The following is a 22,094-nucleotide window of genomic DNA, read 5'->3' as shown; positions in this document are numbered from 1 at the left end:
ACCTGCCCGGATCCCGTTTAACATGGAACACACTCAGGTCTCTCGCTCAACTGCCTGGTTGCGCGTGGTCATTCTTGCTGTCTCGGCATTTATCTTCAATACCACGGAGTTTATTCCGGTGGGTTTGCTGAGTGATATCGCCCAAAGCTTCTCGATGCAGACCGAGCAGGTGGGTTTAATCATCACTATTTATGCCTGGATCGTCGCCTCGGCCTCATTAGTGTGCATGTTGCTGACCAGCAAGATCGAGCGGCGTAAGCTGCTGATCGGGGTATTTATTCTGTTTATCGCCAGTCATGTGTTGACCGCCGTGGCGTGGAACTTCACCACGCTGGTGATCTCCCGCGCAGGTGTTGCGCTAGCCCACGCCGTATTCTGGTCTATCACCGCCTCACTGGCGATCCGTGTCGCACCCGCAGGCAAAAAAGCACAGGCACTGAGCTTGCTGGCGGGCGGTACTGCGCTGGCGATGGTACTTGGCTTGCCGCTGGGGCGTATCGTTGGACAGATCCTGGGTTGGCGTATGACCTTTATCGGTATCGCCGTCTGTGCCACGCTGGCGTTGGTGCTGCTGTGGCGTTTGCTGCCGGTGCTGAAAAGCGAACATTCCGGTTCATTGGCCAGCGTACCCATGCTGTTTAAGCGCCCGGCACTGGTCAGCCTGTATATGCTGACCATTATTGTGGTGACAGCAAACTTCACCGCTTACAGTTATATCGAGCCCTTTATTCAGACCGTGGCAGGGCTGTCGGAAAACTTCACGACGCTGATGCTGCTGCTGTTCGGTGCTGCCGGTATCATCGGGAGCCTGCTGTTTAGCCGCTATAGCGAACGTTTCCCTTCTGGCTTTTTCATCGGTGCCATCGCGTTGCTGATGTTGAGCCTGCTGTTGCTGTTACCGGCCTCCGGCAATGAAAACCATCTGACGTTATTGTTTGCCGTGTGGGGCATGGCAATCATGGCGATTGGCTTATCCATGCAGGCCAAGGTATTGAATCTGGCACCGGATGCGACCGATGTCGCCATGTCGATTTACTCCGGGTTATACAACTTCGGCATCGGCGCTGGTGCACTGCTGGGCAATCAGGTTAGCCAGTATCTGGGCATGGGTAACATAGGTTTTGTCGCTGCTCCGCTGGCGTTGATCGCCCTTGGCTGGTGCCTGCTGAACTTTTACCGCAGTGAACGGTTCCAACACCACCACATCCGCTAACCGCCTTCTTACTGATAGTGCGCCTTGAGCTCACTATCAGGTTTCCTCCCCCCGATTAAACTTTCTCTCAGCAAAACAGATTGCTGCAGTTTTTTATGCTTAATTATTTTTCATAGTCTGCTAATTAAATATTTAACTCCGACACCGAGCCTATAGCATAGAAAATTATTGATTGTGTTATGGGATGGTTAATGGTGAGTGGCTATTTGGTTACTGAAAACAATGGAGTGGCCCAATCGCCTATCCATGAACAGGATCTGTCAGCGAGAATTGATGCATTACCGACCTCAGCTGGCCTGTGGCGGTTTATCGCCTTGCTGGCGTTAGGGGGCTTTTTTGAACTCTACGACCTGTTTCAAACCGGTTATATCAGCACCGGTTTAATCGCAGAAGGTATATTCCATACGGGGACGCAAGGTGTGTTCGGCGTCTCTGATCAAGCAGCGTTTGCCTCCGCGACCTTTCTTGGCCTGTTTATCGGTGCCAGCCTGCTCAGCCCCTATGCCGATCGCTTTGGCCGACGCACGACCTTTATGTTTGCGCTGGCCTGGTATGGCGTGTTTTCTTTGTTTCTGGCTTTTCAGCACCAGGCAGAGTGGGTGATCTTCCTGCGTTTTCTGGTCGGTGTCGGACTGGGGATTGAGTTGGTGACGATCGATACCTATCTGACCGAATGGGTGCCCGCACATCTGCGCACCCGGGCGTTTGCTTTTTCTTTTTTCATTCAGTTTCTGTCGGTCCCGACGGTGGCGCTGATGTCCTGGTGGTTGGTTCCACAAACCATTCTGGGCTTGAGTGGCTGGCGTTATGTGGTGATCGCCGGTGCGGTGGCGTCACTGGTGATTTGGCTGGTGCGTAAAGGGTTACCGGAATCGCCACGCTGGTTGGCGCAACAGCGACGTTACGCAGAGGTCCGGCAAGTGATGTTGGCTATGGAGCGCCGTTGCGGTGTTGTCCAAACAACAGAGTTCCCATTGCGCGATACCGGGATACAAAACGAGATACCGGCGCAGGGCAGCTTTAAAGATATCTGGGCGCCGCGATACCGTGGACGCACCTTGATGCTGGTGGTGATGAATTTCTTCCAGGCAATAGGTTTCTTTGGTTTTGGTAACTGGTTACCCGCCTTGTTGGCTGGAAAGGGCGCGTCGATCACCCACAGTCTGCTGTATGCCTTCTTTATTACTCTGGCTTATCCGTTGGGGTCGCTGCTGTGCAGTCGCTATGCCGACAAGATGGAAAACAAATGGCAAATAGTCCTTTCTTGTCTGGTCACGGTTGTTTTCGGTTCGCTTTTTGCTATGCAGAACAACCCGCTGTGGCTAATTCTGTGCGGGTTTTTCATCACCTGGTCTAATGCTTGGCTGACCTACAGTTATCATTCCTACCAGTCAGAGGTATTTCCGACCTACATCCGCGCCCGTGCTGTCGGGTTCTGCTATTCTTTTAGTCGGTTGTCGACGGTATTCAGCAGCCTGATTATTGGCATGATCCTGCAATACAGTGGCTCGGTGGGTGTCATTGTGTTTATCGTTGCCAGCATGCTGATTGTGATGGTGGTCATTGGGGTATTCGGTCCCAAAACACGCGGCATCGATCTGGAAAATATCTAACGGACTCAACCGGCGTTGCGCACTGAGGCAAGGCCGGTATCTTCAGCAAAAAAACTCGCGATCATCCGAAAATAATTCCGTTATCACCGTTTCCTCTCCTGCCTTACTGTTAACCCGGAAAACCTACCCTTATCACCACCGGGAGACACCCTATGAGCATCCTGACCACCCAAGATGGCACCCGTATTTTCTATAAGGATTGGGGCCGTGGGCAACCCATCCTGTTTTCTCACGGTTGGCCGTTATCCGCCGACGCCTGGGATAACCAAATGCTCTTCTTCGGCCAAAGCGGTTACCGCGTTATCGCGCACGATCGCCGCAGCCATGGGCGTTCCGACCAGACCTGGGACGGCAACAGCATGGACCGCTATGCAGACGACCTGGCGGAGTTGATCGAAGCGTTGGATCTGCGGGATCTGATCCTGGTGGGGCATTCAACCGGTGGTGGTGAAGTGGCGCACTATATTGGCCGTCACGGCAGCGCAAGGGTGGCGAAGGTGGTGCTGGTGGGCGCGGTGCCGCCGCTGATGCTCCAGAGTCCGGCCAATCCAGAGGGCTTGCCGATGTCCGCTTTTGACGGCATTCGCAGCGGAACGGCAGAAAACCGCTCGCAGTTCTTCAAGGATTTGGCGGTATCTTTTTACGGCTTCAACCGCAAGGGGGCCGAGGTCAATAGCGGGCTGACGGACAGCTTCTGGCTGATGGGCATGCAGGGCGGGGTGAAGGGGTTGTATGACTGCGTGCGTGAGTTTTCCGAAGTCGATTACACCGCAGACCTGCTGGCCATCGACAAACCGACGCTGCTGGTGCACGGCGATGACGACCAGATTGTGCCGATTGCCGCATCGGCTTTGAAAGCCGCTAAGCTTGTCAGGCAGGCTGAATTGAAAGTCTATCCCGGTGCTTCACACGGGTTGGCACAAACCGACCCTGAACAGTTTAATGCCGATCTGTTGGCGTTTATCCAGTCTTGACCCTTACCCCCGGACGGGGGTTTTGCCTGTGGAACCGGAGCCGACCATGAGCGCTGCCGCTTTTATTTCTCGAGTCAGACATGCTGTTGATACTCCCTTGCTTCGTTGGCTGATGTTGCCGGCGATTTGCGCCGCCTACATACAGGGCGGTTTGGTCAAAGTGCTGGATTTTAATGGGGCTATGGCGGAGATGACCCATTTTGGTCTACAGCCGGCAGCGTTGTTTGCCAGCCTGGTGATTGTGCTTGAACTGGGGGCTTCGGCACTGATCCTGACGGGTTTTTACCGCTGGCTGGGCGCGATGGCGCTGGCCGGATTTACCCTGGCCGCCACGCTGATGGCTAACCGTTTTTGGGAAATGAGCCCGCCGGAGCGCTTTACCGGTATGAACGGATTTTTTGAACATATTGGGCTGGCGGGTGCGTTGCTGCTGGTCGCGCTTTACGATCTCAAGGAGCATAACGATGGCTGAATCGGCACAGAGCAAAGCAGCACCCGGCGGTTTCGCGCCGTTGAAGATCCCGGTATTTGCGGTGCTGTGGGGGGCCACGGTATTGGGCAACGTTGGTAGCTTTATGCGCGACGTCGCCAGTTCCTGGCTGGTGACGGATTTATCCTCTAATCCATCGGCAGTGGCATTGATGCAGACAGCGGCCACACTGCCAGTGTTCCTGCTGGCAATCCCGGCGGGGGTATTGTCAGACATTCTTGACCGCCGTCGTTTCCTTATTTTTGTCCAGATTCTGCTGGCCTGCGTCAGCGGCACCTTATTGTTACTGTCGCAAAGTGGCGCGCTGACCGTTGAGTATTTACTGGTCTTGACCTTTATCGGCGGCATCGGTGGGGCATTGATGGGGCCAACCTGGCAATCTATCGTACCCGAGCTGGTACCGCGTGCCGATCTCAGAAATGCAGTTGCGCTGAACTCGCTGGGGATCAACATCGCCCGCGCCATTGGCCCGGCGGCGGGAGGCTTGTTGTTGGCGAGCTTTGGCGCTGGCGCAGCCTACGGCGCTGACATACTTAGCTACGTATTCGTCGTTTCAGCTCTACTGTGGTGGCGCAGACCCAAGGTGGAGGATAACGGCCTTTCCGAGCATTTCTTTGGCGCTTTCCGCGCCGGAATTCGCTATGCCCGCGCCAGCCGTGAACTGCACGTCGTGTTGTTACGGGCGGCGGTCTTCTTCGTATTCTCCAGTTCGGTTTGGGCGTTATTGCCATTAGTGGCGCGGCAGATGTTGGGTGGTACCGCAGGTTTCTACGGCATCCTGTTGGGCGCCGTGGGGGCGGGAGCGATAGGCGGTGCGGTGCTGTTGCCGCGGTTACGCCAGCGGCTAAACGCTGATGGTTTGGTGCTGTTGGCGGCAGTGATTACCGCCGTGGTGATGGCACTGTTATCGTTGGCCCCGCCGCAGTGGTTGGCGGTATTACTGCTGTTGGCGCTGGGTGCCGGCTGGATCATCGCGCTGACATCGCTGAATGGGGCAGCACAAGGGGTATTGCCAAACTGGGTGCGTGGGCGCGGACTGGCGATTTATTTGATGGTGTTCAATGGTGCTATGGCTGCCGGTAGCTTGTTGTGGGGGTTGATTGCCCAAGAGATCGGCGTGGCAGCCACGCTGCTGACGGGCGGCATTGGGTTGTTAGTGATTTCCCTGGCGTTTCATCGTATTCGTTTGCCGGAAGGGGAAGCCGATCTGCAGCCGTCCAATCACTGGCCGGAACCCTTGCTCAACACACCGGTAGAGAACGATCGTGGACCAGTGATGATCCAGGTCGAATACCGCGTGCGGCTGGAAGATCGTCCGCAGTTCCTGCGGACGTTGCATCAGCTTTCACGTGTGCGGCGTCGCGACGGTGCCTATGCCTGGGGCCTGACTGAGCATACTGCCGATCCACAGTGCGTGATGGAGTGGTTCATGGTGGAATCCTGGGCAGAACATTTGCGCCAGCATCAACGTGTTTCACATGCTGATGCCGATCTGCAACAGGCCGCGCTGCAGTTCCATATTGGTCCGGAAAAACCGCAGGTGCATCACTTCCTGTCGCTTGATCTGCGGCATTTAGGAAGAGAAAAACCAGGGGAATAAAACAGCCGCGGCGGGCAATCATGTTTGCTCCGCCGCGCTGTTGTGGGAATGTAACCGCCCCAACAGCATTGGCGCTATCAATCCGTTGCCGTTATTTGCCGCCAATGCATGACCCAGCCAGGCCAGTCCGACAGCGACCAGCACCAGCCCAATATCGGAAAAGAGGGCTCTGCAACACGGTGAACTGCAAAAGGTATTGGAAGGCTTCGTTGAGCATCAGGGTTCTTTCCGGATTATCTGGCCCTCCAGCAAATATTTGGCCCCAAAACTGCGTGTGTTTATCGATTTTCTTGGTGAGCGGCTATTCCCGGTTAACGGAGAATAAAAAGCCCGCCTAAGTTTCCTTAAGCGGGCGACGTTACTGTGGTTCTCACTTAGGCGAGGTCGAAACGATCGAGGTTCATCACCTTATTCCAGGCGGCAACAAAGTCCCGCACAAAACTCGCCTGCGCATCGGCACTGCCATAGACTTCCGCCAGTGCCCGCAGTTGAGAGTGTGAACCAAAGATCAGATCAGCACGTGTTGCCGTCCACTTCAGCGCACCAGTTTTGCTGTCGCGGCCTTCAAACACGCCATCATCGCCCACCGGTTTCCAGGTGGTGCCCATATCAAGCAGGTTGACGAAGAAGTCGTTGCTCAGTGCCTGCGGCCGTTGGGTTAATACGCCGTGCTGTCTTTGACCCACGTTGGCGTTTAACACCCGCAACCCGCCGACCAGTACCGTCATTTCCGGTGCCGTCAGCGTCAGCAACTGCGCTTTGTCGACCAGTAGGGCTTCGGCCGGAATGTTGAACTGGCGCTTCAGGTAGTTACGGAAACCATCGGCAACCGGCTCCATCGCTTCAAAGGAGTCGACATCGGTCTGCTCTTGTGTCGCATCCATACGGCCCGGCGTGAAGGGCACGCTGACAGGATGACCTGCGTTGATCGCTGCCTGCTCGACGCCTGCTACACCGGCCAGTACGATCAGATCTGCCAGCGAAACGCGTTTGTTACCCGACTGGGCATTGTTGAACGCCTGCTGGATCCCTTCCAGCGTGGCCAGTGTTTGCGCCAGTTGAGCCGGTTGGTTGATTGCCCAGTCTTTCTGCGGTGCCAGACGAATGCGCGCACCGTTGGCACCGCCACGCTTATCGGAACCGCGGAAAGTAGACGCTGAAGCCCAGGCGGTGGATACCAGTACTGAGATCGGCAAACCGGAAGCCAGAATTTGGGTTTTTAGCGCAGCGATATCCTGATCGTTGACCAACTGATGATCGACTTCTGGGATCGGATCCTGCCAAATCAGCTCTTCTGCCGGTACTTCTGGACCGAGATAACGAGCGCGTGGCCCCATATCGCGGTGGGTCAACTTGTACCAGGCGCGAGCGAAAGCATCAGCAAGCTGGTCAGGATGTTCATAGAAGCGGCGTGAGATCTTTTCGTACGCTGGATCGAAGCGCAGCGACAGATCGGTTGTCAGCATGGTGGGGCGCTGTTTTTTCGCCGGATCAAATGCATCTGGAATGGTATCTCCGACGTCTTTGGCTACCCATTGATGTGCGCCAGCCGGGCTTTGCGTCAACTCCCACTCGTATTCAAACAGGTGCCTAAAGAAGTCGTGGTTCCACTGGGTGGGGGTGGTCGTCCAGGTCACTTCCAAACCGCTGGTGATCGCGTCTTTCCCCTTACCGGTACCGAAACTACTCTGCCAGCCAAGGCCTTGCAGCTCCAGGCCCGCAGATTCTGGATCGTCACCGACGTGCGATGCTGGACCTGCACCGTGAGTTTTACCGAAGGTGTGACCACCGGCTATCAGCGCCACGGTCTCTTCGTCGTTCATTGCCATGCGGGCGAAGGTTTCGCGAATATCACGTGCCGCTGCGACCGGGTCAGGGTTACCGTCCGGGCCTTCTGGGTTGACGTAAATCAGCCCCATTTGCACGGCTGCCAGTGGGTTTTCGAGGTCACGATCGCCAGAATAACGGCTGTTCGCACCGCCGCTCAGTTCCAACCAGATCTTTTCCGATCCCCAGTAAACGTCATCCGGTTCCCAGGTGTCGGCGCGACCCCCCGCGTAGCCAAAGGTTTTAAAGCCCATGGATTCGAGCGCCACGTTGCCGGTCAGGATAATCAGATCGGCCCAGGAGATTTTGCGACCGTATTTCTGTTTGATCGGCCACAGTAAGCGACGGGCTTTATCGAGGCTCACGTTGTCAGGCCAACTGTTGAGTGGTGCAAAACGTTGCTGACCTTCACCTGCGCCACCACGACCATCACCGATACGGTAAGTACCGGCGCTGTGCCAAGCCATACGGATGAACAGACCACCATAGTGACCAAAGTCTGCCGGCCACCAATCCTGTGAGTCGGTCATCAGGGCGTGCAGATCTTGTTTAACGGCGGCCAGGTCAAGGCTCTTGAAGGCTTTGGCGTAATCGAAGTCAGGGTCCATCGGGTCGGAAAGGGAAGAGTGTTGGTGCAGCGGCTTCAGGCTAAGTTGGTTTGGCCACCAGTCCTGATTTGAAGGGCCGCGGCGCGGTGTATTTGGCTTACCGCTGCCGGAAAACGGGCATTTACTTTCAGTTGTCATGGTGCGCTCTCTGCTTCTGTAGGTTCGCTCGTCAGGCCCTGTCTGTCCTGTACCTGAGGAGCTGTTAACGTGACATCGCGGGCCAATGCTCGCGTCGGGTGTTGCGCTAAAAACATAACCTCTTTGAATACTATAGATTTTTATCTTCTGAGCCGGTAAAGAGCGAAGGAACACTCATGGATAAGCTTAGTCAGCGCCTGCGGATAGATAAAATAGGTATAGTTGAATGTTGTGATAGTTCCTGACTATTTATGACCCGAAAATTGATAGCTATAACGTGAGGGAAACAGGATGCTACCCGCAAGCTCCTGTTCTTCACTTACCAGTGATAACTTATACCCACTTCGAGTTTGTCAGACGCATCGACGTTGGGGTTGTTTTTACTCATGTTATTGAACTCATAATTGAAAAATGCTTGCATGTTTTTATTAAACAACCAGCTGAAACCAACTTCTTCGTAATTCAATAAACTCTCGCTTTTTCCCGAGTAGGTTTGCATAAGGCGCGTGTAGCCAATGTTGGGCTGGAGCTTATCCGTCAGCAGGTATTTAGCGAGGATTTCATAACTGGAAGATGAACCACAATTATCGGTTTTTTGCGGTTTTATGGCACTATTGCTTTGCGTAAACACTGCAGCGAGATAGGTTCTTTTATTGGCATATCTCACCCCTTCAGCCAGAGTGTTTATTTTTTTTCCGTAACCGGCATTATTTCCCTGTTGTTGAGTGGATAAAGATGATGATGCGGAGAAAATAGTGGTAATCGTAGGCGTCAGCGCGTAAATGAAAGAAGCACCGATACCATTACCATTCTGCTTACTTACCGTTTTTTCATCACTATTACTTTTGAATTGATACTGGAGCGCGATAGCGGCGTTACTCTGTAATAATTTTATTTTTTTACGATAAGTCAGTAGGTTGAGTGCTCGGCCGCGCATGAAATTATCGATATAGTTGTAAGACATTTCTCTAAATAATGGAGAACGATCGGTTAGGGATGTTACGTCATATAAGACGCCCCAATTTCTACCAATATCGATACTGCCTAATGCTGGATTCTGCATGCCTATGTAGGCCAGTCTTGTGCTGTTCCTGCTGGCATCGGCAAAGCTGACGGTATATTCCCAGTGTGCATAGGCTCTCCAGTACTGGCTGAGCTTTCTTTTTCCTAACAAACCAAAGTAGATATAACTGCGGTCACCGTCATTGCGAACATTACTGCTGGAATAACGTCTGGCGATGATGGTGCCATAAAAATCCAACCGATCCTGACCATTGTCTTTGAGTGAAATCGCAAAGGTGCTGGAACAAAAAAATATCGATAGCGCACAAAGGCACTCTACTAACCGGTGAGGATAAATACGTATTAACATCAGCGAGAAAATCCTTTTATTTTCAGAGTCTCAGTGAGAAATTTGAGTGAATAGTACTTTCGCTAACGAAAGCGAGCGTTCAATTCCCTCTCTTATTTGTTTGCTCAGCATGATGCTTCTGAAAGTAAAAGTATTTCAGTAATATTTTTATTATTATATTTTATCAAACATTTTTCATATGATTAAAATAACTCAAGATACCATGGGTAATCGCCGTGGCTATTTTATGCCTAAACATTGGAGTTCCAAGCAGTTTTTCCTCTTGCGGATTGGTAATGAAAGAGGTTTCAACGAGAACTGAGGGAATATAGGGCGATTTCAATACCACAAATGCTGCTTGTTCCGTGTTTTTGGAATGAAGGTGATGCATTGGCGCAATATGTTTAATGATGTGAGAGCCGAGGAAAAGACTTTCTTTTACTGTTTCAGTCTGTTCCAAATCGAAAAGTATTTTTTGCAAATAACGATCTTTTTTTATGACTGAGGGACTGGCGAAATCGTCGGCCGCATTTTCACTGTTCGATAAGTATTTTGCCATTGCGCTGCTGGCGCCTTTATTGGATAAGGCGAAAACAGAAGCACCGCAGGCGGAAGGGCAGGTGAAACCATCCGCATGGATAGACATAAAAAGATCGGCATTATGTTGATGGGCGATCTTCACCCGATCATAAAGCGGAATAAAAACATCGTCAGTACGCGTCAGGTGAGCATTAATGCCATGCTGAATGAGCAAGGCGCGGACGTTTTTTGCGATATCTAACACCACATGTTTTTCCAGTGAACCCGCGTGGCCAATAGCACCTGAATCAATACCGCCATGGCCCGGATCAAGCACGACCAGGTATTTCTTGTGTGGTCTTTTACCGTTTGGAGCCATCGGCATTTGCCTTTTGCGTTGCGGATTTTGCGCATGGGCTTGTGAAATATTGATATTTGAAGCCAGTGCAGCCAGTCCGGCCAAAATAATCGTACGTCTGGATGCTCTAATTTGTAGTGGGTCTTTCTTATTCATTGGGGCCACCGTAGGGGGTATGAATTTGTATTATGTTATAACATAACAACAATGATCGCTCGACTCGTTGACTGTTAACAGGCGTTAATTTCTATTTCATTTCATGAATTTTTGAGGTTTATGATTCCATTTATTCTGTTGTTTTGGTGTTATTTGTTGTGTTTTTTATGTTTTTAAATTGTTAATTTCAAATTTGAAACATTATGCAATCAATTATTTCAAATGATAATTAATATCATTTGAGATTGTTATGTTATAACGTTTTCATTAAAGCGAATCCTCCGTAAGGAGCACCGGTTGCCTTCGGCATAAATGCAGATTCTCGTCCAGGGGCGGTAAGATGAATAAAAAACCCTATGAAAAAGATAAATTGAATGTTTTGGCTGTGCTTGCCGTATCCCTCAGCACCGTCATCGCAATACTCGATAGCACTATCGCAAATGTGGCGTTACCCATTATCGCGAAAGATTTTGCCGTTTCGGAAGCTGCTTCAATATTGATCATTAATGCATATCAATTTGCGGTCATAGCTTCTCTGTTGCCGTTTGCCGCATTGGGGAGAACTATTGGCAATAAAAATATTTTCATTGCCGGCGTTATTCTGTTTGCGTTTTCTTCTTTGGGATGTGCGCTGTCAGAAACGCTAGATACCTTGACGCTGTTTAGAGTTGTGCAAGGCTTTGGTGCAGCCGCTATTCTCAGTGTCAATGCAGCGCTGATTAAGGAGATCTATCCGGATAGGTTATTGGGGCGTGGGCTGGGGATTAACGTTATGGTGGTTTCTGTATCCGCAGCGGCAGGGCCATCAATTGCCTCAACAATACTTTCTCTGGCCAATTGGAATTGGTTATTTACCATTAATGTTCCTATTGCTTGCCTGTCGCTGTTGTTGAGTATTATCTCCTTAGCTCCTAAGTCACGCCGTACTGTAAAATTTGATGCAGGAGGTGCTTTTTTAGTTTTTGCTCTGTTTATTTTTTTCTCATCATTTACGTTGAGCATGACGAAGAGTTCTTTCTTATCGGCAGCAGTAAACGTTGTAATTTTCGCTGCATTGGCAGTTCTGCTTTACCGGAATCAACGGAGAAAAAAAACTGACGCGATGATTCCGGTGACGATATTTCGTAACCCTACATTGACGCTATCACTATTGATGTCGATGCTTTCTTATAGCACACAGTTGCTGGCTTACGTGTCGCTGCCTTTTTATTTTCATAATATATTGCAAAGAAACGTGGTGGAGATCGGTTTATTGCTTACCGCATGGCCATTAGCGACGATGGTGACATCTCTGATTTCTGGCGATCTCATCAAAAAATATGATCCTAACATTATTGCGGTAACAGGATTATTTTTCTTGCTTATGGGCATGCTGTTGATGGTTTATCTTCCAGATACTCCATCAAATACGGCGATTGTTTGGCGTGTAGCGATTTGTGGTATAGGTTTTGGGCTATTTCAGTCACCCAATAATTTCTTGATCATGACAGCGGTATCACACGAAAATAGCAGTATTGCCAGCGGATTACTCGGGAGTTCGCGGTTGGTTGGGCAAATTGTCGGCTCAGCCCTGGTCGCAATATTTTTTAATTTTTACGGTTCTCAGGCAACTGACATAAGTTTGGTTGCGGGCGCTATTTTTTCATTCCTGTCCTTAATTGTTAGCTATATGCGATTTAAATCTGGACGTGTTTTAACCATGTATAAATAAGTTTGAGGTTTTCAATGAAATTGGCAAGATTGGTTCCATTTATCATCGGGTTGGTGATGTTTTCGCTTTGCGGTTGTACTACATACAACCCTGTGTCACTGCAGCAAAAGGATATCGGGCAGGATGGGCATTATTACCATCTACAGCCCCAGGTTTATATTGGTGATCACCTGAAGTATGGATTAAAGGATGGCAGTGGTGGTGAGATTAGTGTGGCGAAAATCGAACCTAACGCCATTATTGCCGATACGGGGAAAATTATCCCCTTTACCCAGATCTCTTTCCTAGAGCGGCAGGATATTTCCAAAGGCAAGACGGCTGCGTTGGTTGGCGGTGGTGCTGTTGCCACGACCGCAATTGTTATTGTAGCCGGATTAACCATTGTGGCAGCAGGAATCGCTGCTTCGGTAGCCTAGTGACGCTGAATAAGTGGAAATAAGAAAAGCATGCATCAGTAAGATAGCACCAGGGGGAATTATGACCATTAAAATTAAGTTGTTCGCTACCATTTTGTTGGCGGCGTTCTCATTACCGACGACCACCAGCGCAAACGGTACTATTACGGTAAAAAATACTGGAAAAGATACCGAAATACTGCAGCCGCTTCCTGGTAAATATAATCGAATTATTATTACCGGTAATTGTCCATTTGGCGTGATCTTGGCCAACGATGCAGCATATAAACATGTCATAGGTGTTGGCCCTTGGGCTTTTTCGCATTCCGATATGAATGTGATGAAGGATATGAAGCCGGATATCGGCAGGATCACTACGGCTTTCATCAATAAGGATTATACGGTCAATATGGAATCTTTGATTAGTCTCAAGCCGGACATTATTTATTACTATGGCAAAAGTCAGGATGACCACCTGGAGCGGGCAGGGGTGCCAGTCATTAATCTCGACGCTGGTGGTGAGACAAAGTATGAACCTATGGTAACCCAAGTTTATTGGGAGAATAAGTTTGCGGAAACGCTTGGATTACCCCATACGCATAAATTTAAAAGCGCTTGGGAAGACACACTGAAGATGATCAGTCCTTACGCCGCCAATATCAGGCAGCAACATGTCAGAGCATTGTATCTTGAAGAAAGTGATGGCAAACAGCTCAAGGTAAGTGGCCCTCATACGTATGGCGATACCTACCTGAAAATGGCAGGGATGGAAAATGTTGCTGATGGTTTGCAGGTTAGCGGCGATGCCGCACGTTATATAAATGTCTCGATGGAACAGATAATGCAGTGGGATCCCGACGTGATTTTTGTTGTTTTCGGCAGTGCCAACGCTCTGTTGAAAGACAAAATCCCAGGTGAGGACTGGAAAGATCTCCGAGCGGTAAAAAACGGTAAGGTATACTCAACACCGGTGGGGATACATAACTGGGGAGGACTCTCTGCTGAAACATCGCTGTTGCCATTATTTATGATCAGCAAATACAACCCAGAATATATTAGTGATGAGAAACTGAGGAATATAACACGAGATTATTATAAAAAGATGTTCTCATACGCCATACCGGAAAATTTACTGAATGAGGTTCTGGCTCAAAGGTAACGTACGTAAATAACTTCATAGTGATAAATATAATAATTAAAATTTTTTGATGGGGATGGTGGTTATGCCGGATAGGAAAAAATATACTGTAATAATGACTGGGCTATTTTTGACTTTATGTCTTGTTGCCGTCGCCTCCCTATTTTTGGGCCGATACTCGTTGTCGGTTAGCGACGTAATTAAGGTTTTATTCCATACAAAATGGTTTGCAAAGGATGAAGCCAGTTACTCTGTTATTTTTAGTTTGCGCGTGCCAAGAATCATCGCGGTGATGATGGTCGGTGGTGGTTTGTCTGTTGCCGGTGCCACTTTTCAAGCCGTGTTGAAAAACTCATTGGCCAGTCCGGATGTGTTGGGGACTTCTTCTGCCTCTGCTTTTGGTGCCGCTCTTGGAATATTGTTCAGTTTTCCTTTTGCACTGAGCTCGTTATGTTCATTATTTTTTGGTATTCTGAGTTTATTGTTTGTTTTTGGTATTTGCTACTTCAAGAAGCGGCAAGATGAACTAACTACTATTCTGTCAGGAATTATCATTGCTTCGGTGTTTATTTCTTTTATATCGATAATAAAGTATGTGGCTGATCCACAGGATACGTTGCCAGCCATCGTTTTTTGGTTAATGGGAAGTTTTGCTTCAGTGCTCAAAGAGCAGGTGTACTGGCTTATTCCGCTGTATGCGATATGCTACTTTGCAATCTATAAATTAAGATGGAGCATGAATATTATCTCGCTAGGGGATGACGAAGCTAAAATTTCCGGTCTTAATCCACAACGATTAAAAATAGCATTACTTCTTTTATCGTCAGTGTTGGTCTCTGCTTCAGTTACTATTGCTGGCGTTGTAGGTTGGGTTGGACTAGTTATCCCTCATCTGATCCGAAGCGTGCTCGGTTGTAACCACGGTAGGTTGATTCCTGCATCAGCGCTTGCTGGGGCATTATTTTTGTTGATTATTGACAATATTGCCAGAAGCGCCACTTATGCAGAGATTCCTATCGGAATTTTGACTTCACTGATTGGGGCTCCGTTATTTGCACTGCTTTTCATTATGAGTCGTAGATATGATAACAGTTGAAAAGTTGACCTTTAGTTTTAAAGGTTCAGGAAAGATTATAAACAATATTAGCTTTCACCTCGAAAAAGGAGACATTCTTTCAGTGATGGGACCAAATGGCGCAGGGAAAACGACTCTGTTGAAGAGCCTGTCGGGTATCTATCAGCCTGCGTCTGGCACTTGCATGATTGACGATGTTGATAACAGAAAAGCGCGAATCGCTTATGTTCCTCAGGCGAAAAAATTACATTTTTCTTACAGTGTTCTTGACTTTGTTTCTTTTGGTTGCTCACAACGTAATGGTTTTTTTTCGAAGCCAGGTAAAGAGGATTTCGATAAGTCCGCTGACATTCTAAATAGACTTGATATTGGGCGGCTTAGAGGCAAGTCCATTAATCAGATCAGTGGCGGTGAATTGCAGATGTGTTATTTTGCCAAAGCATTAGTCGCGGAACCAGATGTGATTATTCTTGATGAGCCAGAGTCTAATTTGGACTTCAAAAATCAAGCTAAGGTAATTAATATGCTGTGGAAACTATCAAGGGAAAGTAAGGTTACTATCATTTTCAACACACACTTTATCAACTACGCGAAGTGTATCTCTGACAAGTGCTTGCTAATGGATAAAAAACACTATGTTTTTGGTGATAAAAATGACCTTCTTCAAGAAAATTATCTGGAAGAATATTTCCAGGTACCCGTGAGGAAATATCGATATGAAGGTGAAGAGGGGGCTGATGAAGCGTTTGTCATCATGCCACGTAAGTTGAGCTGACATGTTATATTAAGGCCAAAAAGCTTTATTAAGGGATATCCCTCATTGCGGTTCTGGTATCTCTTACTTAAGCTGAAACAGCAGTACAAACCGTAACTCAAATAAGGAGATAATCATGACTGATTTACTATCCGCAGATCGTAACCCTACTCCTGATATCGCGGAAGAAAATGCTTTCTTCCCATCACCTTACTCACTGTCGCAGTACACTTCGTCCAAAACCGATTTTGACGGCGTCAGTTACCCCAACGCGTATCGGGGGGGGAAATGGAAGGTATTGATGATCGCCTCACAGGAGCGTTATCTGATGATGCAAAACGGCAAATTCTTTTCTACCGGCAACCACCCAGTCGAAATGCTGTTGCCGATGTACCACATGGATCTTGCCGGTTTTGAGATAGATATCGCCACGCCGTCGGGCGATCCGGTCAAGCTGGAAATGTGGGCCTTCCCTGGCGAGGATGAGGCGGTCAAAGCCACTTATGAAAAATACCGCAGCCAGCTCAAGCAACCGAAAAAACTCTCTGATGTGGTAAATGATTTGGACGCTGGCAACTATATTGCCGTCTTTATTCCGGGTGGTCACGGGGTGCTTAACGATATCCCCACCAGTGAAGACGTTAAGAAGACGCTGTTCTGGGCGCACGACAATGATCGTTACGTTATTTCGCTTTGCCACGGCCCTGCCGGTTTACTGGCCGCTGGACTTGGAGAGGACAAAGACGACTTCTTGTATCGCGGGTACGAAATCTGTGTGTTCCCAGATGCACTCGATACCGGCGCTAATATTGATATCGGCTATATCCCCGGTCCGATGCCTTGGCTGGTTGGCGAGCGGTTGCGTGAGTTGGGGGTTGTAATCCTCAATACAGATATCACCGGCAAGGTGCATAAAGATCGGCGGCTGCTGACCGGCGACAGTCCACTGGCTTCCAACAATCTTGGCAAGCTGGCTGCACAGACGCTGTTGGCCGATGTCGCTAGGCGGTGAGCGTGGATATTGCTCAAGAGGCCTTTCTCGCCGCACTGGCTATTGAGCGTGCTGATACCCTTTCTGGCATTCAGGAAAGGATTCGTACATTCGCAGCTCCGAAGGGGTTTGATCGCTTCGTGTTATTTTCTACTGCCACTTCGGAGGATGAGGTAGTTGATCGCATCTATTGGGTCGAAGGCAATTGGTTCGGCGACGGCGAAACTGTAGATGCCGTAACCTATCTTCGGCACTGTCCGGTAACCCGACATATGCTGCAGGCAACAGAGCCTTTTTTCTGGAGCAAAGTGAGGGCAGAAAAGGGGGCCTGCTATCAGATTGTTCGCACGCCTCGTGGCCGAGGCGTTCATGGGGTGCAGGTCCCGATATTTGGCCCGTCCGGATTGGAAGGTGCGGTCAGTTTGGGTGGTGAGTGTATTGAAAGCTCTCCGTCAATTCGATTGGCTATGTTAATGGTGGGCTCTGCGGCTTTTGTCTCTGCGCGTAGGTTGCTTGAATTGCCAGCAGCGACCACGATCGGCAGGCTGTCAGAGCGTGAGCGGGAAGTATTGGCCTGGACCGCTGCCGGGCGGCGCCAGGCTGACATCGCTGCCACTCTGGGGCTATCGGAGCGAACGGTGGAAAACCATCTTCGCCGAATACGCCGACGGCTTGGCGCGACCACTACCGCTCAGGCGATCGGCGTGGCGATCCGCAACGGCGAGATTAAAATTTGATACCAGGTCAAAAGCCTGTTCAGCTTTAACCTGGTGGGTATTTCTGCGCACTAAATACGCGTTTATACTTGTAAGGCGGTAGCGTATTAACTATTGCAGGTTTTCCTTGGCAGACATCTGAAGGATAAAAGAGCGTCTCTTGGGTGTGACGCTGTTGAGAGGTGATGTATGCACATTTATAAGCATGCGTTGTTGTTGGTCCAAAATGAGACAGATGGTCAGCTCATGTTGGCGCATGCCGAACGCCTTGCGAAAGAAATGGGCACCTGTATCACGCTGGGGCATATCAGCGAAGACTACAGAGAGTTGGATTACACCAGCGATGCCTTAACCAAGGATCGTCAGTCACATGAAGTGATCGAGGCTAAGGCGATGCTAAGCCGTTTGATTGGATCTGCGCATTTTGACGTCAAAGTAAAATCGATCGTCAGTATCCATAGATTTAAAGACGTCCAAGCAGTGATCGATAAGGAAGAAATAGATCTGGTCATGCTTGGCCATGAAAATCGTTTTATGGGGGTTTACACGTCTTTCTCTTTTGAGTTCATCAACCAGTTAACTATTGATGTGTTGATTGTTCATGTTCCCTCCGTCCCGATAATCTCAGTGCCTTGAGGGAGAGCAGGTGGGCATGTTGGGATTGTCAGTATGTGATAATAAGCGACAGGTTTTTGCTACAGTGTTTTCAGATAATCTTCAAATAACTTTCCGCTTTCTGGCCGGAAACGTTCTCCAGTGTTTGTCACAGACACAATATTATCAACTCGTAGGTTGCGGAAATCTGAGCGTGTTCCACACCAGATCGTGAGTAACCATACTTCATCGAATAGAGTTAAACCAAGCGGACGGGCTATCCGGTTGCTTTCTCGTCCCTGGAGATCGACATAAGCAATGCTCAATAGAGATTTTTTACGAATCGCCTCTCGAAGAAACGTCAGATGCTTATTGGCATTCACTTTTTCTTTGGTGTGTCGTGATACCGCCCTGAGAGGCAATCGCTTATAAGCATCGGTATGTTTAACATCTATCACGGCACCAATTTTAGCTGAGACACGGCCAGCTGCGGCTGAAAGAGAATCATCACCCCGTGCGGCCATCATTCGCATGCCGAGCATAATCACCTCCAGCTCGTCATGATCGAAATTGAGCGGCGGTAGAAAGTGTCCCTTTTCGAGCAAGTAGCCTAAACCTGACTCACCGCGGATAGGTGCGCCCATTGCCTGCAGGGTCACCATGTCTCTGTAGATTGTTCTGACAGACACATTCAGAGTGTGTGCCAACACTTCAGCTGAGACCGGATGTATGCGACTGCGAAGATGATCTAATAAAGTGAATAACCGTATGGTTTTCATTAAATGTGGTGAACCACCCTGACAAAACCTGTCAGGGGAGTGTAATACGATTCAGGCTTCATTTCATGACGATAATGGAGTTCAGATGACCCCTCTATGCTACGAAATAGTGACCTACCAGGTGAAAGACTCGCAAGTGGCAGACACCGCCAGAGACATTGCACAACGTGAACTGAAACGGTTTCCCGGTTACATCGACTGGATCGCCTTCTCAGGTATGGATGTCCCTTGCGAACGTGTTGATCTGGTCGTGTGGCGAAGCCATGAGGAAGCACAGGTTGCGGCAAAAGCGGTTGCGAGTTTGCCAGAATTCTTGAGTTTTAGATCTTCCGTAAGCCACTTGGACAGTATGGGGCACTATGTGGCACCGCGTGTTCAAACCTCGGTGGTCAGAAAAGGATACGGCATTGAAATAGGACGATTTCGTCTAAAACCGGGTGTTAACGAAAGCACGATGCATGCGGCCTATAACGCCATGATAGAACGTCATCTCGCGCATCAAACTGGCTGGAAAAACCAATATTTGGTCAGTTTGGGTAATGGCGTCTTTATTGATATGGCTTTTGCGGATGATCAACTCTGTGCTGAGGCAATTTGCGCATCCTGGCAGGGAGAAACGGTATGCGAAGTCTTTTTGGCGATGATTGACCCCATGAGTATGGAGTTTGGTTCGCTCTGCTAACCGCAACGTAAGGATTGCCGTTACGTGATTACAGGATAAAAAGCAAAAAGCCCGATTAAGTTTCCTTAAGCGGGCCTTTCTAAATATGGCTCATCTGACTGGGATCGCCTTTGCCATAAATGGCTGAATAACAAGCAAAACCTGAATTCGAGTCTTGTCAAGACCACCAGAATGAGCATCAATAGTTGCTTGTTACTTAAAGCGGGTTTAAACACTTCGCTACATGTATTGATCGTTCTACGATGTTATCTGCAAAGGAAGGGTAGCCAGAACAAGCATCAAAAAGTCGGCTCAAAGCGAGATTGTGTCCAAAGAGCTCTAGCAGTCTGCTCTGTGCCAATAGCGGACTTTTTTTAACTAAAAGTTAATGAATTCCTCTCGGAATATATTACGAGGTTTATTTTCAGCCTAACATAGAATTTACTAACCTTGAATATTCTTCGGCGATAGTAGGATCTATCGGCTCTTTTCTACTAGTGGCGCCCTGTGCTTCATCAAAAGTATTTGCTTGTATTTTATCCAACTCAAAGTATTTTTTTGCATAACTCCCTTTAGAACTATCCCGAACGACATGATAATAAACTATCTTTCTCCTATTGACTTGAACTACAGTGTAAATAAGATTTTCATCCCAACTATCAAGATTAGGATGAATAAATTTATAGCTACCAGATAGATAGTAATCACCAGTTTCTTTAAAATGCTGAAATTCATCATTAATGAATGATACATCTTCTCCTTTAATTCTCATATTACATCTTTTACAAGATACGGCTAGATTCATCATTTCAAACATTTCAGATGTAATCTTTGATTTTGGAATGACATGTTCGATATCAAGCACCATGTTAAATTCATCATCGATATTTCGTGAGCAATAACAACAGCATTCTCCTTGTTTTTCACGTAAATAATCTTTAATTTTTCTTTTAAGAGCACTTAGAGTTTCATCCCTCCAGAAAGTATGGCCTTCCGCTATTGCGTGGTTCATTAAATCTTGCTCTTCAGCAAGGAATGAAATATTACTCATGAGCCTTCCATTTTTTAAAATTGACTGTTGTAATCAATGAATTTACGCCTGAAAGAAATTCTTTTTGGGCGGAATTATTTGCCATTTCCCCAAACTTTGACAAACGGTCCCTCGCAGTTTGTAATGAAATTTCCCCAACAGTAAATTGGTCTATAATATCCACGCATCTGTTAGATAATGCTCTATTTTTAGGCGTTAGTGTGTCAAAGTAATCAATATATAATTCTTCATTGTTTTCATCGTAAGAATTTACTTTTTCAAATCCATTAACTCCACGTTTGTAAATTGAAACTTGATTGCCCTCTGACATTGAAGTAATAATTAGAGGTGAATGAGTCGCTACAACAACCATACATTTATTATAACCTATCGATCCTCTTAAAAGCTCTAGGTATTCATTTTGCCATTTGGGGTGTAAACTATTTTCAGGCTCATCAATAAATATAAAAGAACGATCGTTTACACAAAACGAAATATGAACAAGTAAAGCGATAAACGATAATTCACCTGAACTTGCTTGACTTAGGGGGAATGCATGATCGTCTTTACTTAAAAAGACATCTATATTAGATATTATTTTTGATTTTTTTAAAATCCGCTCAAACTTTAATAAGCACAAATAAGAATCGAAATTACCCTCATAAAATACATTATCATTACTGGTCAGCCATGCCAATATACTATAACCATGTTTTATCTGATGAATAGCTTTATCAATTGCCATTTTAAGTTCATCAGGGATTTCTTGGTCGCTGCTGTCGAAAAAAATTGGATAATAATCACCAGATGCATTTCTAGAATATTTAATTGCGTCTTTGAATTTTTTCCTAAACTTTATCTTGATACCAATTTTTTGTTCATAGCCGATGTGATTTAAAACTGAAAAAATGCGACTTACTTTTTTTTGGCTTTCAGTTGAAAGAGTGTTCTTTATAGCTTGAGCAGGGAAGTTTCTACCTAACTTACTTCCAATATAGTTATAATTAAGGCTTCTGGGATGAACTTCAAATTTATCAAATAGAGTATTTGATACCGTGATGGTGCTGTAGCCTGAATTATGTAAACTCTCTGCTAGATCATGCAGCAGCCTGCTTTTACCACTCCCATTTTTTCCTACTAGAATAAAATAATCTTTTTGAGAAATTAAAAGTTTGTTAGCATTAAGCATTTCATTATCGCTCATCTGATCGTAAGATAACAAATCTTACATTGTGACCTCATAACATAGCAATTCATAAAATTGTAGTTGTCATCTATCTACTTTGATCACCGCCAGTAAGTGTTTTAAATACATCGCATGTCCGCTTTTCGCTCATAACCGTCGGTCAAAAACGCCAAAAGCAAAAAGCCCGCTCAGGTTTCCCTGAGCGGGCTTTTCTAAA

The 22,094-nt window shown here is 47.7% G+C and carries 20 protein-coding genes; 14 read left to right on the top strand and 6 right to left on the bottom strand.

The genetic code is table 11. The features are described from left to right. Positions 1-22 precede the first annotated feature (22 nt). From SGR01S_RS04620 to SGR01S_RS04600, 5 genes are all read left to right on the top strand, one after another. Positions 23-1,213 (top strand): sugar transporter, encoded by a 1,191-nt coding sequence (locus tag SGR01S_RS04620; protein ID WP_061806694.1) that lies wholly within the window; start codon positions 23-25, stop codon positions 1,211-1,213. Between the two features lie 179 nt (positions 1,214-1,392). Further along, the gene (locus SGR01S_RS04615) at positions 1,393-2,826 is read left to right on the top strand and encodes an MFS transporter (RefSeq protein ID WP_238320978.1); all 1,434 of its coding nucleotides are present in this window, start codon (positions 1,393-1,395) and stop codon (positions 2,824-2,826) included. Between the two features lie 152 nt (positions 2,827-2,978). Then, the gene (locus SGR01S_RS04610; protein ID WP_061806692.1) at positions 2,979-3,800 is read left to right on the top strand and encodes an alpha/beta fold hydrolase; all 822 of its coding nucleotides are present in this window, start codon (positions 2,979-2,981) and stop codon (positions 3,798-3,800) included. A gap of 46 nt (positions 3,801-3,846) precedes the next feature. Beyond that, positions 3,847-4,272 (top strand): DoxX family protein, encoded by a 426-nt coding sequence (locus SGR01S_RS04605; protein WP_061806691.1) that lies wholly within the window; start codon positions 3,847-3,849, stop codon positions 4,270-4,272. After that, positions 4,265-5,890 carry an MFS transporter gene (locus SGR01S_RS04600; protein WP_061806690.1) on the top strand — a complete coding sequence of 542 codons (1,626 nt, stop codon included), beginning with the start codon at positions 4,265-4,267 and terminating at the stop codon, positions 5,888-5,890. The genes SGR01S_RS04605 and SGR01S_RS04600 overlap by 8 nt, the downstream gene beginning before the upstream one ends. A gap of 374 nt (positions 5,891-6,264) precedes the next feature. On the opposite strand, the gene katG is transcribed toward SGR01S_RS04600, so the two are convergent. From katG to amiA, 3 genes are all read right to left on the bottom strand, one after another. Then, positions 6,265-8,463 (bottom strand): catalase/peroxidase HPI, encoded by a 2,199-nt coding sequence (gene katG / locus SGR01S_RS04595; protein WP_061806689.1) that lies wholly within the window; start codon positions 8,461-8,463, stop codon positions 6,265-6,267. Positions 8,464-8,782: 319 nt separating this feature from the next. Next, positions 8,783-9,835, bottom strand: coding sequence for a porin (locus tag SGR01S_RS04590; RefSeq protein ID WP_061806688.1), 1,053 nt, complete (start codon positions 9,833-9,835; stop codon positions 8,783-8,785). A gap of 163 nt (positions 9,836-9,998) precedes the next feature. After that, entirely contained in the window at positions 9,999-10,847 is an 849-nt protein-coding gene (gene amiA / locus SGR01S_RS04585) for an N-acetylmuramoyl-L-alanine amidase AmiA (protein WP_061806687.1), read from the bottom strand. 340 nt (positions 10,848-11,187) lie between these two features. On the opposite strand from amiA, the gene SGR01S_RS04580 reads away from it, so the two are divergent. From SGR01S_RS04580 to SGR01S_RS04545, 8 genes are all read left to right on the top strand, one after another. Continuing rightward, the gene (locus SGR01S_RS04580; protein WP_061806686.1) at positions 11,188-12,558 is read left to right on the top strand and encodes an MFS transporter; all 1,371 of its coding nucleotides are present in this window, start codon (positions 11,188-11,190) and stop codon (positions 12,556-12,558) included. A gap of 14 nt (positions 12,559-12,572) precedes the next feature. After that, positions 12,573-12,974 (top strand): hypothetical protein, encoded by a 402-nt coding sequence (locus SGR01S_RS04575; protein WP_061806685.1) that lies wholly within the window; start codon positions 12,573-12,575, stop codon positions 12,972-12,974. Between the two features lie 61 nt (positions 12,975-13,035). Continuing rightward, complete coding sequence (locus tag SGR01S_RS04570) at positions 13,036-14,112, top strand: ABC transporter substrate-binding protein (protein WP_255212216.1); 1,077 nt, start codon at positions 13,036-13,038, stop codon at positions 14,110-14,112. Positions 14,113-14,176: 64 nt separating this feature from the next. After that, positions 14,177-15,187, top strand: coding sequence for a FecCD family ABC transporter permease (locus SGR01S_RS04565; RefSeq protein WP_061806684.1), 1,011 nt, complete (start codon positions 14,177-14,179; stop codon positions 15,185-15,187). After that, positions 15,174-15,941, top strand: coding sequence for an ABC transporter ATP-binding protein (locus SGR01S_RS04560; protein ID WP_061806683.1), 768 nt, complete (start codon positions 15,174-15,176; stop codon positions 15,939-15,941). Before SGR01S_RS04565 ends, SGR01S_RS04560 begins: the two co-directional genes overlap by 14 nt. Before the next feature lie 115 nt (positions 15,942-16,056). Further along, positions 16,057-16,932 carry a glyoxalase III HchA gene (hchA, locus tag SGR01S_RS04555; protein ID WP_061806682.1) on the top strand — a complete coding sequence of 292 codons (876 nt, stop codon included), beginning with the start codon at positions 16,057-16,059 and terminating at the stop codon, positions 16,930-16,932. Next, entirely contained in the window at positions 16,929-17,648 is a 720-nt protein-coding gene (locus SGR01S_RS04550; protein ID WP_061806681.1) for a PA1136 family autoinducer-binding transcriptional regulator, read from the top strand. Before hchA ends, SGR01S_RS04550 begins: the two co-directional genes overlap by 4 nt. A 168-nt stretch (positions 17,649-17,816) precedes the next feature. Beyond that, the gene (locus SGR01S_RS04545; protein ID WP_061806680.1) at positions 17,817-18,263 is read left to right on the top strand and encodes a universal stress protein; all 447 of its coding nucleotides are present in this window, start codon (positions 17,817-17,819) and stop codon (positions 18,261-18,263) included. Between the two features lie 59 nt (positions 18,264-18,322). Here the strand turns inward: SGR01S_RS04545 and SGR01S_RS04540 are convergent, their stop codons facing one another. Then, positions 18,323-19,000 carry a helix-turn-helix transcriptional regulator gene (locus tag SGR01S_RS04540; RefSeq protein WP_061806679.1) on the bottom strand — a complete coding sequence of 226 codons (678 nt, stop codon included), beginning with the start codon at positions 18,998-19,000 and terminating at the stop codon, positions 18,323-18,325. Between the two features lie 85 nt (positions 19,001-19,085). Here SGR01S_RS04540 and SGR01S_RS04535 point away from each other — a divergent pair, with 85 nt between their 5' ends. Continuing rightward, positions 19,086-19,682, top strand: coding sequence for a hypothetical protein (locus tag SGR01S_RS04535; RefSeq protein ID WP_037417008.1), 597 nt, complete (start codon positions 19,086-19,088; stop codon positions 19,680-19,682). A gap of 403 nt (positions 19,683-20,085) precedes the next feature. Here SGR01S_RS04535 and SGR01S_RS04530 read toward each other — a convergent pair whose 3' ends face one another. Next, entirely contained in the window at positions 20,086-20,712 is a 627-nt protein-coding gene (locus tag SGR01S_RS04530) for an HNH endonuclease (RefSeq protein WP_061806678.1), read from the bottom strand. After that, entirely contained in the window at positions 20,705-21,895 is a 1,191-nt protein-coding gene (locus SGR01S_RS04525) for an AAA family ATPase (RefSeq protein ID WP_082797602.1), read from the bottom strand. Before SGR01S_RS04525 ends, SGR01S_RS04530 begins: the two co-directional genes overlap by 8 nt. Between the last annotated feature and the right edge of the window lie 199 nt (positions 21,896-22,094).

Origin of the sequence: Serratia grimesii NBRC 13537, from assembly GCF_001590905.1 — a bacterium.
Taxonomy (GTDB): Bacteria; Pseudomonadota; Gammaproteobacteria; order Enterobacterales; family Enterobacteriaceae; genus Serratia; species Serratia grimesii.
Note: the sequence above shows the minus strand (reverse complement) of the source record. Positions and strands in the feature narration are given on the sequence as shown.